The sequence below is a fragment of the Ruegeria sp. CDSC021 genome, assembly GCF_059610845.1.
In genome coordinates this window covers 834,000-847,217 of sequence record NZ_JBXWOK010000001.1, presented here as the reverse complement: position 1 = coordinate 847,217, position 13,218 = coordinate 834,000, and the positions used below count along the sequence as shown (strand labels likewise).

General features: G+C 56.2%; 13 protein-coding genes. 4 read left to right on the top strand and 9 right to left on the bottom strand.

Features of this window, described 5'->3' with window-relative positions:
* Positions 1–56 precede the first annotated feature (56 nt).
* Both AC2FGB_RS04220 and AC2FGB_RS04215 read left to right on the top strand, forming a co-directional pair.
* Complete coding sequence (locus AC2FGB_RS04220; protein WP_142634321.1) at positions 57–686, top strand: TRAP transporter small permease subunit; 630 nt, start codon at positions 57–59, stop codon at positions 684–686.
* 3 nt (positions 687–689) lie between these two features.
* Entirely contained in the window at positions 690–2,093 is a 1,404-nt protein-coding gene (locus AC2FGB_RS04215) for a TRAP transporter large permease (RefSeq protein WP_142634319.1), read from the top strand.
* 67 nt (positions 2,094–2,160) lie between these two features.
* Here AC2FGB_RS04215 and ocd read toward each other — a convergent pair whose 3' ends face one another.
* The 3 genes from ocd to rocF are packed head-to-tail and all read right to left on the bottom strand — an operon-like array spanning position 2,161 to position 5,051.
* On the bottom strand, positions 2,161–3,201 hold the full coding sequence (ocd, locus tag AC2FGB_RS04210; protein WP_142634317.1) for an ornithine cyclodeaminase: 1,041 nt from the start codon (positions 3,199–3,201) through the stop codon (positions 2,161–2,163).
* A gap of 9 nt (positions 3,202–3,210) precedes the next feature.
* Complete coding sequence (gene ctlX, locus AC2FGB_RS04205; protein WP_271946611.1) at positions 3,211–4,131, bottom strand: citrulline utilization hydrolase CtlX; 921 nt, start codon at positions 4,129–4,131, stop codon at positions 3,211–3,213.
* Entirely contained in the window at positions 4,131–5,051 is a 921-nt protein-coding gene (gene rocF, locus AC2FGB_RS04200) for an arginase (RefSeq protein ID WP_142634313.1), read from the bottom strand. The genes ctlX and rocF overlap by 1 nt, the downstream gene beginning before the upstream one ends.
* A gap of 86 nt (positions 5,052–5,137) precedes the next feature.
* Between rocF and AC2FGB_RS04195 the strand changes: the two genes are divergently transcribed.
* Together AC2FGB_RS04195 and mprF are read left to right on the top strand one after the other, a co-directional pair.
* A complete protein-coding gene (locus AC2FGB_RS04195) occupies positions 5,138–5,566 on the top strand; it encodes an Lrp/AsnC family transcriptional regulator (RefSeq protein ID WP_142634311.1) in 429 nt (142 codons plus the stop codon).
* Positions 5,567–5,664: 98 nt separating this feature from the next.
* The gene (gene mprF, locus AC2FGB_RS04190; protein WP_496693268.1) at positions 5,665–8,274 is read left to right on the top strand and encodes a bifunctional lysylphosphatidylglycerol flippase/synthetase MprF; all 2,610 of its coding nucleotides are present in this window, start codon (positions 5,665–5,667) and stop codon (positions 8,272–8,274) included.
* Positions 8,275–8,277: 3 nt separating this feature from the next.
* Here the strand turns inward: mprF and AC2FGB_RS04185 are convergent, their stop codons facing one another.
* From AC2FGB_RS04185 to AC2FGB_RS04160, 6 genes are all read right to left on the bottom strand, one after another.
* On the bottom strand, positions 8,278–9,840 hold the full coding sequence (locus AC2FGB_RS04185) for an efflux transporter outer membrane subunit (protein ID WP_281972232.1): 1,563 nt from the start codon (positions 9,838–9,840) through the stop codon (positions 8,278–8,280).
* 11 nt (positions 9,841–9,851) lie between these two features.
* A complete protein-coding gene (locus AC2FGB_RS04180) occupies positions 9,852–10,997 on the bottom strand; it encodes an HlyD family secretion protein (protein ID WP_281994737.1) in 1,146 nt (381 codons plus the stop codon).
* A gap of 21 nt (positions 10,998–11,018) precedes the next feature.
* Positions 11,019–11,381, bottom strand: a complete 363-nt coding sequence (locus AC2FGB_RS04175; protein WP_142634304.1) for a DUF3302 domain-containing protein — start codon at positions 11,379–11,381, stop codon at positions 11,019–11,021.
* Positions 11,382–11,415: 34 nt separating this feature from the next.
* Positions 11,416–11,985: a disulfide bond formation protein B gene (locus tag AC2FGB_RS04170; RefSeq protein ID WP_496687687.1), complete on the bottom strand. Its 570-nt coding sequence runs from the start codon at positions 11,983–11,985 to the stop codon at positions 11,416–11,418.
* A 9-nt stretch (positions 11,986–11,994) separates the two neighbouring features.
* A complete protein-coding gene (locus tag AC2FGB_RS04165) occupies positions 11,995–12,150 on the bottom strand; it encodes a DUF5993 family protein (RefSeq protein WP_271946630.1) in 156 nt (51 codons plus the stop codon).
* Between the two features lie 97 nt (positions 12,151–12,247).
* Positions 12,248–13,030: a DeoR/GlpR family DNA-binding transcription regulator gene (locus AC2FGB_RS04160; RefSeq protein ID WP_496687690.1), complete on the bottom strand. Its 783-nt coding sequence runs from the start codon at positions 13,028–13,030 to the stop codon at positions 12,248–12,250.
* Positions 13,031–13,218: the final 188 nt, after the last annotated feature.

The following is a 13,218-nucleotide window of genomic DNA, read 5'->3' as shown; positions in this document are numbered from 1 at the left end:
CCGGGTACCCTGCGCGGTACCCGGACACTGATTCCAATACAGAGAGGGCCAGCGGAATGGCAGGACAGGCGACGGTGCTTGCGGATGATAGCCGTCTGAGCAGGCTGGACCAGCTGCTGTTAAGGGCCGAGCGTACGCTTGCACTGATCAGCGGAATTGCCGTGTTCGGGTTAATGGTGCTGGCAGTTGTCTCGGTGAGTGGGCGCAACGCCTATAACGCGCCATTGCCGGGCTATGTCGATTGGATCGAGCAAGCCATGCCTTTGATTGCGTTTCTAGGTATCTCTTACGTACAACGCGATGGGGGCCATATCCGGATGGATATTGTCATTTCGCGGCTACACGGACGGGCTTTGTGGCTGTTCGAGTTGATTTCGGTCGTTCTCATCCTGGTGCTCATGTTGGCATTGGTCTGGGGCAGCTGGTCCCATTTCGACAGATCATTCGACTTTGGCGCACCTCTGTGGAGCCGGGACAGCTCGATCGACATTGGCATCCCGCTCTGGCCTGCCAAGTTACTGGCACCTATTGCGTTTTCGGTACTTTGCTTGCGGCTTGTGCTGCAAATCTGGGGTTATGGACGGGCCTTTGTGCTGGGCCTACAAAACCCAGTTGCGGTGCCGATGATACAGGACGCTGCTGCGCAGGCTGCCGCTGAAGCCGAACAATTCGAAGGGCAGGACTAGCATATGGACTCGATTGAGATTGGCCTCTGGGTCACCGGTGGTCTGCTGGTTCTGGTTATCACCGGAATGCGTGTGGCTTTTGCCGCGGCTTTGGCGGGGCTGATCGGTCTGGTTTGGATATTCTGGGCCAAATTCGGATATGATCCTGACCGATTTGGCAAGGCGCTGACCGTTGCGGTAAAAACCGCAGGGCAAGTGCCGCATTCCAAGGTTGCAGCCCATACGCTCAGCCTGATCCCGACCTTTATCCTGATCGGTTACCTTGCCTATTACGCAGGCCTCACGCGCGCGCTGTTCGAGGCGGCCAAGCGCTGGGTGGCCTGGGTTCCGGGTGGGCTTGCGGTCGCAACCGTGTTCGCCACCGCTGGGTTTGCTGCAGTCTCGGGGGCATCGGTCGCGACATCTGCGGTATTTGCCCGGATCGCGATCCCGGAAATGCTGAAGGTCGGGTACAACAAACAATTTGCGGCGGGCGTAGTTGCTGCAGGTGGCACTTTGGCCTCACTGATCCCGCCCTCGGCGATCCTTGTGATTTATGCGATCATCGTGGAACAGGATGTGGGCAAACTGCTGCTCGCCGGGTTCATACCGGGAGCGTTTTCGGCGGTTATCTATGGTCTGCTGATCGTCGGCATCGCCGTTGTGTTCAAAAATGTCGGCCCGCCGGTCACTGGCTTTACTTGGAAACAGCGTTTTGCCGCGCTGCCTGGTGCCCTACCGATTGTTGCGGTGATCCTGATCATCATCTGCTTCGTCTATAACCCGTTTGGTGAAAAAGCCTGGGGCACGCCAACCGAAGGCGGGGCAATCGGTGCCTTTATCGTGTTCTGCTTCGCGCTGTTCCACGGCATGAGATGGGCAGAGTTGAAATCCGCACTGCTTGAGACCGCCAAACTGACCGCGATGATCTTTTCGATCATCTGGGGCGTGCTGATCTATGTCAGGTTCCTGGGTTTCGCCGATTTGCCAAGCGCGTTTTCCGACTGGATCACGTCGCTGACAATGTCACCCATGCTGATCCTGATCTGCATCCTGCTGGCCTATGCGGTGCTCGGCATGTTCATGGATGCCATCGGGATGCTATTGCTGACTCTGCCGGTTGTCTATCCGGCAGTTATGGCGCTGAACGGGGGCGAGGCCGTCACCGCTGCGGAAAGTACGTTTGGGATGTCCGGTCCGATGTGCGCCATCTGGTTTGGTATTTTGGTGGTGAAAATGGCCGAGTTCTGCCTGATCACGCCACCGATCGGTTTGAATTGCTTTGTCGTTGCCGGCGTCCGCCCTGATCTGAGCGTTCAGGACGTGTTCAAGGGCGTGACGCCGTTTTTCATCGCCGACGCCGTGACGATTGCGCTGCTGGTCGCCTTTCCGGGTATCGTTCTGTACCTGCCTTCGCTGGCCGGGTAATTGGCATCTGACGAAGTCAATCTTTGGTGATACCTGCCCCCGGCTGGCGCGTGGGGGCAGGGTATCTCTATTTCGCTCGCATCAGCATTCCGTACAGATCGCGCGGATCGTCAGGGTCTGCCAGCATGTCCAGGGGTTCGTAGTAATCTGTGCCCCGGACTGCGGACTGGATGTAGCGCAGGGCTGAAAAATCCTCGATCGCGAAGCCTACGCTGTCAAACAACGTGATCTGACGATCATCTTTGCGACCCTCGGCCTGACCCGTCATGACCTGCCACAACTCGGTGACGGGATGATCGTCTTCCAGGGCCTGAATCTCGCCCTCAATACGTGTTTGCTCCGGGTATTCGACGAATATTTCAGAGCGTAGCAGGATATCCCTGTGCAGTTCGGTTTTGCCGGGACAGTCGCCGCCGATCGCGTTGATGTGGACGCCTGGGCCGACCAAGTTATCGGTCAGGATCGTGGCATTTTTCTTGTCCGCCGTGCAGGTCGTGATGATATGCGCGCCTTCGATGGCGTCCTCAGGGGATTTGCATTTCACGACCGAGAGGCCAGAGCCCGCCAAGTTGGCCGCACATTTTTCGGTAGCAGCCGCGTCGGTATCGTACAAGCGAACAGTATCAATCCCGCACATGGCCTTGAAGGCGAGGCACTGAAATTCGGATTGCGCGCCATTCCCGATCATTGCCATGGTCGAGGCCGATTTGGGCGCAAGATAACTGCCGACCAGGGCAGAGGTTGCTGCGGTGCGCAATGCAGTCAGCATGGTCATTTCGGTCAGCAGGGTCGGATAGCCTGTGTAGACGTCTGCCAGCAATCCAAATGCGGTAACGGTCTGTAGGCCCTCGGAGGTGTTCTTGGGGTGGCCGTTGACGTATTTAAACCCATAGGCCTCACCGTCTGAGGTTGGCATCAGTTCAATCACCCCATGTGGCGAGTGGGCAGGGATGCGGGGTGTTTTGTCAAAGCTTTCCCACCGTTTGAAATCAGCTTCGATTTGCGCCGCAATATCGGTGATCATACGTTCGACGCCGATGTGGTGGACCAGTCTCATCATATTGTCGACAGACACAAACGGCACCAGGGCCTTTTCAGATGGTTGCATTAGGGGCTCCTATCGGCGGGACAGGTGGATGCCCGCAATCATGCAGCGCACGGATCCACCGGCAGTTTCAATGGTGGGAATCGAAAGCGGCAGAGGTGTCGCGCTGGCTTCGATTGTAGCGATTTGTTCCGGGGTCAGGGCGGCAAGTGCCCGGCTGGACAGCGCCAGCACGGGACCATTCAGGCCGCTCAGTTCGATGGCGTTGCCAGCAAATTCAGCGATCTGATCATGTGTCAGGTCGATGACCGTGCGACCGGATTCTTCCAGCCTGGCTTTCACTGTCGCGCGGCGTTCGGGGTCCGCGATCATATCAAGACAGATCAGCGCGTATTTGGAGCCGATGCCCATCAGAACATTCGTGTGATAGACATCACGTCCTGCGGCATCATGCGCCTCGAATGCGATGGGCTCATAGTTGAAATGGGTGCAGAAACGCTCCAACAGAACGGGGTCGGCGCGGTTGGATTTGACCGTGTAGGCCACGCGGCCAATGTGGTCCAGAACCATCGCTCCGGTGCCTTCCAGCGCCAGTCTGTCCTGTTCAAGCCCGGAATAATCGATCACGTCCTGAACACGATACTCCTGTTTCAACATTTCTATGACGTCGGCGCGACGTTCGCGCCTGCGCGACGGCACAAACATCGGATAGATTGCCACATGTCCGCCGGGATGGGTCGAGAACCAGTTGTTCGGGAATACGCTGTCTGGTGTGTCGAGGTCTCCGAAATCGTCGAAGACATGAACCTTAATACCCGCATCGCGCAGCAGCGCCACCGCCTGATCATGTTCATCGCGTGCTTGGACAGACGTGGCCGCTGCCGAGCGGTTGGCCAAGGTCTGGAACGCATTGTCGTCGCGTGTCTCGGGGTTCGAAGCAAACGCATGGGGCCGGATCATCACAACGGCTGGTGGGGCTTGTAGAGATTGCATCAGAAGCTCCGGGTGGGGCGGTCAAAGATGCGGCGGCCCAGCAATGAGGCGGCCAGATCCACCATCAATTTTGCAGTGCGGCCGCGTTCGTCCAGAAACGGGTTCAATTCTACCAGATCCAGCGAGCAGACAAGACCGCTTTCGTGCAGCAGTTCCATCACTAGATGAGCCTCGCGTTCGGTCGCGCCACCTGGAACTGTTGTGCCAACTGCAGGAGCAATGGACGGATCAAGGAAATCCACATCCAGCGAAACATGAAGGATGCCATCCGCTGCCCGGACCCGCTCCAGAAAGGCCATCAGCGGTGCTTTGATGCCGTTTTCGTCGATGCTTCGCATATCGGCCAGCATTGCGCGATCCTGTTCCAGCCGAGCCCGTTCGGCTGGGTCGACCGAGCGCAGACCGATCATGCCGACCCGGTCGGTCGGAACTGGTGATGAAACCGGTGGAAAGTCGTCAAATCCGGGCTGTCCGGTGAAATAGGCTACGGGTGTCCCGTGCAGGTTGCCGCTATCGGTGCTCTCGGGTGTGTGGAAATCGCTATGCGCGTCCAGCCAGAGAACGAACAGTGGGCGTTCGATCCGCTCGGCGTGCTGTGCCATGCCCAAAACCGTGCCCATCGAAAGTGCATGATCGCCGCCCATGAAAATTGGCAGGCCTTGTGGGGCGACATCCTGCGCAACACGGCTGAGAGCCTTGGTCCAGCCGATACACTCGGGCAGGGCGAAGAGATGCGAATGTTCGGACATATCCGGAATGTCAGGTGTGATATCGCCGAGATCCCGTAGGTGAAGACCGAGATCGGAAAGAGCTGATTGAAGCCCTGCAACCCGATAGGCATCGGGGCCCATCCGGCAGCCCTGTCGACGCTTGCCCGAATCCATCGGGGCGCCAACCAGAATTACGTTGTTTGTATCCATATGGAATACTACTCCGGCAATGTGGCTTGCGGATAGGGATCAAAATGCTCAAAATGGAACCGCAAGTGACATAACGGAAGTATTGAATGGACGATTTGGATGGCAAGCTTCTCAGCGCTCTGCATCGGGATGCCCGTGCTTCACTCTCGGAACTGGCTGAAACACTGGGAGTCACACGCACAACAGTGCGCAGCCGTCTGCAACGTTTGAAGCAATCCGGCGAGATTGTGGGCTTTACGGTTCTGACACGGCAGGATGTGGCGCAAAGCCCGGTCAGAGGGTTGATGATGCTGGAAATCGAAGGGCGCGGCACCGAGCGCACCATGGCCCAAATTGCCGCCATGCCACAGGTGCGGGCTGTCCATTCGACAAATGGCGGTTGGGACTTGATTGCCGAGATTGGGACCGAGACCCTGGCCGAACTGGATGAAATCCTGTTTCGCATCCGCAGGATCGAAGGGATTACGCGATCCGAAACCAACTTGCTTCTTTCTACTCGGAAAGGCCGCGTCTGATTGCTGTAGTGCTTTGAGCAGCAAGGAATATGTGTAAAAGTTGCGATGCGTTCGCCACCCGCGCAAAGGCAGCTGCAAACCTGAAACAGGGAAATCACATGACTGATCAGGATACAGGCAAAGAACTCTGGGCCATCAGACTTGCCGAAAGAGTATCCGGTTTTCTGGAACGACCCCTGGTCAGAATCGCCATTCCCGTAATCGTCATGCTGGTCGCCCTGACCGTGCTGCATGAACTGTCTGCACATGTGAAATGGTCATCCGTTCAGACGGATGTGGCGAACACCTCTTGGACGCTGTTGTTCATCGCCTTGTGCTGGACCGCTTTTAGCTTTGTTTCCCTGTCTTTATACGACGTCTTTGCAGTCCAGAGCGTTGCCGACGGTGAGGTCCCTTTGCCGGTTGCGGGCATGGCCGGGGCCTGTGGTTATGCGGTGTCAAACTGCCTTGGGTTTTCCTACATCACGGGCACGGCGATCCGGTATCGGATCTACGCATCTTTGGGGCTGGATCTGGGGCGTGTCGCTGGGGTTATTGCGACCTCGTGGATCGCTTTCTGGTCTGGCATGACCTTGCTGTTGGGGGCTTTGCTGACCTTTCATCCCGACGGGATATCGAAGGTTTTACCAATCAGCGTTACGGTCGAGACGGTCATAGGATTGGGCTTTTTGATCGCTCTGGCAACGCTGTTCATCTGGCTGTCGAAAGGCGGGCGCAGGCTGGCCTATGGCGGGGTTGGATTTAACCTTCCCGGCGGCAAACTGGCCGGGTTGCTGACGCTGGCGGCCTTGGGCGATGTGTTTGGTGCGTCGATGGTTCTGTATGTGCTGCTGCCGACAGACCTTGGGATCGGCTACCCCTATTTCTTCACCATCTTTATTGGCGCGATTGCGGTCGGTATCCTCAGCCATGCGCCGGGTGGAATTGGCGCCTTCGAGGCGACTATGATCGCGGGACTTGGCGCGTCAGGCCGGTCGGATGTCATTGCCGCGCTGCTGCTGTACCGCCTGGTCTATACGTTTCTTCCCTTCCTCATCGCCACGCTTTCAATCGCTGTGGCATCAGCGCTGAGCCACCGGCGACATATTACTGGTGCAGCCACTTGGGTTTATCGAGTGATCCGTCCGATCGTGCCCATGGTGGCCGCAGGCGTGGCCGCAGTGGCCGGTGTGATACTTCTGGTCTCCGGCGCGTTGCCTGCAAGCAGCGGTAACCTGGGTGTGCTACGGGATTTCCTGCCCCTGTCCTTTGTCGAAGCGTCCCACCTGGCCGGAAGCGCGGTAGGGGTCTTACTGATCCTTGTGTCACGGGGGTTGTTTCGCAAGCTTTACCGGGCTTGGGTTGTGGCCATGCTGTTGATGCTGGCCGGTTTTGTCGCTTCGCTGACCAAAGGGCTGGATACGCACGAAGCGCTCAGCATGGTGGGTAGCATCGTTCTGCTGGCCATGTTCCGGGATGCGTTCTATCGGGTTAGCGGCGCGTCGATCTTCAGGTTGAACATACCTTGGCTGGTCAGCGTTCTTGCATTGCTTGCCGTGATCTTTTGGGTGGGTCTGTTTGCTTATTCCCATGTCGAATATCAAAATGCCCTGTGGTGGGAGTTTGCCTGGAACGGCGACGCCTCGCGGTTCCTACGATCCAGCCTTGTGGTTGCGGTCATCCTTGGGGTGGTTGCCGTTAGCTCTCTGTTCGGGCGCGAAATTCCTGTTCCAGTCCGCACAGAAATCCCCGAAGTAGTCGAACGTTTGGTGATGGAAAGCGAAGACACGGAATCCCAGATTTCCCTGACCGGGGACAAGCAGTTCCTGATCGCGCCGGATGAAACCGCTTTTCTGGCTTATGCCGATACCGGCAACGCACTGGTCACCAAAGGTGAGCCAGTAGGGGATGAAACCGCCGGTAAACAGCTGATATGGCAGCTGCGCGAGATGGCGGACCGTGAGGGTAAACTTTGTGCCTTCTACAGCGTTTCCACCAAATACCTGCCGACCTTTCTGGACCTTGGCCTGTCGATCCTGAAAATTGGCGAAGTAGCGCGGGTGCCGCTGAAAGATTTTTCGCTGGACGGAAAATCCCGCAAGCGGTTCCGTCAGGCCAAGAACCGTGCCGAACGCGAAGGGTATGTTTTCGAGATTATCCCAAAACAGGAACTAACCCCGATCCTGCCCGAGTTGCGCAAGATTTCGGATGACTGGCTGGCGCAAAAGGCTGGGGCCGAGAAGGGTTTTGCGCTTGGCGGATTTGATGAAACCTATCTGTCCTATTTCGACCACGCGGTGCTGCGGAATGGCGAAACAGGTGAGATCGTCGCGTTTGCTAACCTGTTTCAGGGCGGGCAAAAATCAGAACTGTCGCTGGATCTGATGCGGTATGAACCAGATAGCCCAAGTTTTGTTATGGATGCGCTGTTTGCCGAGATGATGTCATGGGGGGCCGAGCAGGGGTTCCACTGGTTCTCGCTGGGGGCGGCACCGTTTTCCGGGATCGAAAACCGGCAACTGGCATCGCTGTGGAACCGCATTGGCGGCTTTGTCTATGAACATGGCGAACAGTTTTATCACTTCGAGGGGCTGCGCTCGTTCAAGCAGAAATTCGAACCAGAATGGAGCCCGAACTATTTGGCCAGCCCCGGAGGACTGGCCGCGCCGCGTATTCTCTACGAGGTCAACATTCTGATTTCGGGCGGCTTGCGCGGTCTGACGAAATAGCGCTCAGTTCAGGCTGGCTTGGGTCGGAGCCTGTTGCAGCAGGTCTCCCCAATCGGTGCGATAGGCCATTTCGGCCAGCACGGTTTCCGGCAGGAACTCCTGATTTTGCCGGATTTGCCAACCACCGCCTAAACCTTTGTAGACTGCAACCAGATTGCTCGAGACCTGCTGGCGGGCTTCGATCAGGTTGGCCTGTGATCGCAGCAATGCGGTTTGCGTGTTCAGAACGCGGGAATAACTGGCGATGCCATCCCGGTATTGGTTCACCGCGATCTCGGCAGCTTTGCGCGATGCGGTGACGCTGTTTTGGTAGAATGTCACCTGTTTGCGTGATTGCGTATAGGCGACCATAGCACTTTCGACCTCGGAATAGGCGGTCAGAACGGTGTTTTGATAGTTCGCAATCAAGGCCTGATAAGCTGCGTCCTGGGCGCGGACATTATTCTTGATCCGCCCATAATTCAGCACATTCCAGACCACTCCGGCACTGGCCAGCCCAGTATTGCTGGCGGATGAAAACAGGTCCTGACTGCCCGAGGCCTGCAGGCCGATCGAACCGGACAGGATGAACTGGGGATACAGGTCAGCAATCGCGATCCCAACTTGCGCAGACTGTGTGGCAGCGGCCAGTTCTGCGGCGCGTACATCCGGGCGTCGGCGCAGCAATTCCGCTGGTACTCCAACGGCGACGTTGGATCGGGCCGAAGGGATACGACCGGAATTACCCAGCAACCCGGCCATGCGCGAGGGTGTTGTTCCCAGTAAAACAGCCAAAGCATTCTTGGTCTGCTGAAGATCGCTTTCAATCTCCGGCACCAGCGCCATGGTATTGTTCAGCAGGGCGGTGGCCTCTTGCACATCCAGTTCAGTGGTGACGCCGTTGTTGAAACGCAGTTGCGTCAGATCAACCGATTCCTGTTGCAGCTTGATATTCTCTCGTGCCACGAACAGGGTTTCTTGCAGCGCGCGGAAGCTTACATATAACGCTGCTACATCGCCGGTCAGCGTGACCAAAGCGTCATCGTAATTAGCGACCTGAAGTGCCAGATTGGATCGTGCGGCCTGCACACCCCGGCGTTGCTGCCCCCACACATCCAGTTCCCATTGGGCGTCGAAGCCAACCTGCGAGGTCGAGAATTCGGTATCCAGAGGGATGATCCGATTGATATCGGAAATCGGTCCGATATTGTCGCTGATCTGGCGCCGCTCGATCGAACCTCCGATGGCCTGCGATTGGGGGTAAAGCTCACCAAAGGCAATCCCAAGCTGTGCGCGGGCCTGCAATACGCGCGCACCGGCCACCTGTAGCGCCAGGTTCTGGGCATAGGCTTCGGCGATCAACCGGTTCAAAGTGGCGTCGTTGAAGGTCTCCCACCATTTTGCCACAGGGGCACTACGCGAGGTGAGGCCGCTGGGACCGACTGAGGGGTTGTTTACCTCGATCCATTCCTTCACGACCGGAGAGTTCGGTCGCACAAAATCAGGACCGACAGGTGCGCATCCCACCAGCAGCGCGGCACACAGGGCTGTGCCCATCAAACTGCGGTTTAGCCTGGCCCGTGTCATACAGCGTGTCCTTAAATGTCCAGTGGTCGGATGAAGTTTGCGAAGGAATAGAGGCGGATATTGATGCGCCGCAGGAACTCAAAGCTTTTGCCCTGGCCGGTATAGATTGCCACCGCGGCATGTCCACCGGCGGGAAAGACGTGGCCATCTGGAATTTCGACCGAAATCTGCACGGCAATATGTCCAGGAATTTTTGGCAGTTCAAATCCGGGCAGGCGGCCTGATGGCAGATATTGACCCTGGCGGGTTGCCCACCAGATTGCCTCGACTTTGCCGGTCAGGATTTCTCCGGGATATAAGTCCAGCGCGACCTCAACCTGTTGCCCGGGTTTCACAAATTTCAGGTTCTGCTGCCGGTAAGTGGCGAGAATATAGGGATTTTCCTTGGTCACAAAGCTGGCGATTGCGCCCAATCGGATGTCACCGACAACCAGACCCGGACGTGCCTGTTGTGAAACGATCATACCATCTTCGGGCGCGTAGATCGTAGTATTGTCCAGAAAGTACCGGGCCTTTTCCAACTGAGCCTGAGCTTGAACGATTCCGGTATTGACCCCGTCGATCTGCGAATCCAGCGCCAGCTTTGCCTTTTCCAGATTGGCTTCGGCCTCTTTTATCTTGGCCTGATCTTCCGTGACCTGCTCGTTCCAGCGATCCAGCTCATCCTCTCGGGCACCACCCGCAGGGACAAGGTTTTCATACCGTGCCTGCTGGGTCAGTGCATATGCCAGTTGCGCGTTTGCTCGCTCGACGGCTTCACCCGCGACGATCACATCCTGTTCCAGAATTTTGGCGTTCTGCTGGGCTGCAACCAACTGTGCGGATGCCTCTTCGAATTCAAGCGCAAAGACGGTGTCGTCGAACCGATACAGCGGATCCCCTTTCTTCACCTCTGTATTCGGCTCGACCAGAACCTCGGAAAGGATGGTTGGTTCAGTCAGGCGCGGTACGATCTGTATGGTTGAGCGGACCACGTGGCTGTCGATCGAAAATGGCTGGAAGAACCGCAGCGCAACCATAAAGATCAATAACAGATGAGCACCCACCCAGAAGGAAACGATGCCCCAGGCGATACTAAACTTAAGCCATTGTAGTTTGAAGAAGATCAGCCAGACAAAAATGATGTAGAAAAGCGTAATGCCAAGAGCGACAAACATATTGTGGGACTTCCTTTAGCCTTAGCTTTTTTGTGTTTCGTCCGGGTCCAGTGGATCGCGATATTCTTCGGTCAGATCACCGCCTAACCGTTTGATATCCTTCCGTATCGCATCGCGTTCATCATCAGGCATACGGCGGATATCGACAGTGGCTGCATCGTGGAAAGCCCACATAAAGGCGTGAATCCAGGGAACGACAGCCAGAAACCCCATCCAGCCCATGATCTTGACTGCCTCAGCATGCGGATGGTTGCGTTTGATTGCGATGCGGCCGGGCAGTCCCATTATGAACAGAAACAGCGCCATTACAGCGGCCAGCAGCAGTATAAGTGCGATAAATGTCAGATAGTCATAATAGCCTAGCGGCTGCCCCAGTAGTCCCATTCCGATGCCTCCATGAGGGAAGGTTTATCCATCCTCAGTTGTTGGTGTCCAGTTCGTCAATCAATTTGTAGCTTGTCGGCGGGTCAGCGCAGATACCTGGGCCACATTCCAACAAGGTCGACCCCGCATTCAGCGCGGCCAGCCCTAGCATCACAAAGAACGCGGTTTTGGCCAGCGTATTGCCCCCGAACCGTGGTTGATCGTCGGTTGTGTCCTGATATTGATGGTCGAAAAGCAGCATGATTGCCGTGCCCAGAAGGATCAGAAAAAAGCAGATCGCGGCCCATGTGTAGTAGTGATACCCAAAAACAGGCGAACCATAGTGGCCGGTACCCGGTACGATATGCAGCAAGATCTGGCGAACGGAAACGCTGATCCCAAACAGTGCCGCAAGCAACATCAACGCATAATGCTGCGGCCGGGCTCCGTATAGCAGGTTCAGGCCCAAACCAACGCCCACCGCTACGAACCCGACCCGTTGCAATAAGCAAAGCGGGCAGGGCAGTTCGTTCAGCGCCAGCTGGTATCCGAAGGCCAGTACAAGAACGAGGCTGACCGCCAGGGTTCCCAACGCGTTCAGGGTGCGGGAAAGCTCGGGTGTCATTGTGGCCTCCTACAGCTGAATGGTCAGTTGGCTGGTGGCATGAAACTTCAGCCAATAAACACTTAGGGCCATAGTGATGAAGAACACAACATTGGCCGCTTTGGTTTTTCTATAATAATTCAGCCCCATAGTAGCTGTGAGTAACGCAAATAAAAGCGCGATCATGGCCCGGATCTCCCCCTTGCCGTGCACTGATTGCAATATGTTGCGATACTGTCAGGGCCGGTCGCCTATGACAAGAACCACGTTTGGAATTACGCGTTTAATGCGAATCTCCGGTGGTTCGGCCGCTGTATACGACCCGCGTTCCCCATTCCTTACATTTACGTGCAAGCCCACTTGGAAGAAGTTGATCTGTAAAGAAAACGTCAACTTCGGACATCGAGGCAATACGGGCAGGGGCCGAGCGCTGAAATTTCGAATGATCGGCAACCAGAAAGCTGTGTCTGGCCTGTGCAATGATAGTCTGGCTGACACGGACCTCCTGGAAATCGAAATCCAGAAGATCACCATCGGCGTCCAGTGCGGAACACCCGATTACCGCATAATCGAACTTGAATTGTTCAATCGTTGAATTGGTCAGGTTGCCGATCAGACCACCGTCCGACCGGCGCAGAACACCACCGGCGACGACGATCTGGCAGTTCGTGTTTTCCACCAGGATACGCGCGACATTCATGTTATTTGTCACCACCATAAGATCTTTGTGGTTTAGCAACTGATGCGCGACAGCCTCGGTCGATGTACCGATGTTCAAAAAAAGCGATGCACCATCCGGTATGTTGGCAGCGCAAACCTGTGCGATACGGGTCTTGATTTCAGCATTCAGGGCGCGCCGGTCCTCGTAACCGATATTCGAAACGCCGGATCGCAGGACCGCGCCGCCATGAACCCGGTCCAGCTTGCCCAGTTCCGCAAGCTCGGAAAGATCGCGCCGGATCGTTTGGACCGTGACACCAAACTGCAACGCCAGATCCTCGACCATGACGCGACCATTCTGCTTGGCGATTTCTATGATGTCTGACTGGCGGAACGAAAGAGACAAGGGAAGCTCCGGTTATTGGGTTCTTTCGTTTTTGTTCCTTTTTTCGCAATATTGCAACCGGAAGAAATCAAACATCGTTTGGACAACAGCAAAAAATCGCTATTCTTGTTCGTTACGCGAAAAAAAACGAAAATCCACATTGACGAACCGAGTATCGAACGGGTTAATTGCCGCACGTTTTCAGCAAA

What these genes read in the sequence shown, in the direction of transcription:
- AC2FGB_RS04220 (WP_142634321.1), top strand. Translation starts at nt 57, where the DNA reads ATGGCAGGACAGGCGACGGTGCTTGCGGATGATAGCCGTCTGAGCAGG.
- AC2FGB_RS04215 (WP_142634319.1), top strand. Translation starts at nt 690, where the DNA reads ATGGACTCGATTGAGATTGGCCTCTGGGTCACCGGTGGTCTGCTGGTT.
- ocd (WP_142634317.1), bottom strand. Translation starts at nt 3,201, where the DNA reads ATGCAACCATCTGAAAAGGCCCTGGTGCCGTTTGTGTCTGTCGACAAT.
- ctlX (WP_271946611.1), bottom strand. Translation starts at nt 4,131, where the DNA reads ATGCAATCTCTACAAGCCCCACCAGCCGTTGTGATGATCCGGCCCCAT.
- rocF (WP_142634313.1), bottom strand. Translation starts at nt 5,051, where the DNA reads ATGGATACAAACAACGTAATTCTGGTTGGCGCCCCGATGGATTCGGGC.
- AC2FGB_RS04195 (WP_142634311.1), top strand. Translation starts at nt 5,138, where the DNA reads ATGGACGATTTGGATGGCAAGCTTCTCAGCGCTCTGCATCGGGATGCC.
- mprF (WP_496693268.1), top strand. Translation starts at nt 5,665, where the DNA reads ATGACTGATCAGGATACAGGCAAAGAACTCTGGGCCATCAGACTTGCC.
- AC2FGB_RS04185 (WP_281972232.1), bottom strand. Translation starts at nt 9,840, where the DNA reads ATGACACGGGCCAGGCTAAACCGCAGTTTGATGGGCACAGCCCTGTGT.
- AC2FGB_RS04180 (WP_281994737.1), bottom strand. Translation starts at nt 10,997, where the DNA reads ATGTTTGTCGCTCTTGGCATTACGCTTTTCTACATCATTTTTGTCTGG.
- AC2FGB_RS04175 (WP_142634304.1), bottom strand. Translation starts at nt 11,381, where the DNA reads ATGGGACTACTGGGGCAGCCGCTAGGCTATTATGACTATCTGACATTT.
- AC2FGB_RS04170 (WP_496687687.1), bottom strand. Translation starts at nt 11,985, where the DNA reads ATGACACCCGAGCTTTCCCGCACCCTGAACGCGTTGGGAACCCTGGCG.
- AC2FGB_RS04165 (WP_271946630.1), bottom strand. Translation starts at nt 12,150, where the DNA reads ATGATCGCGCTTTTATTTGCGTTACTCACAGCTACTATGGGGCTGAAT.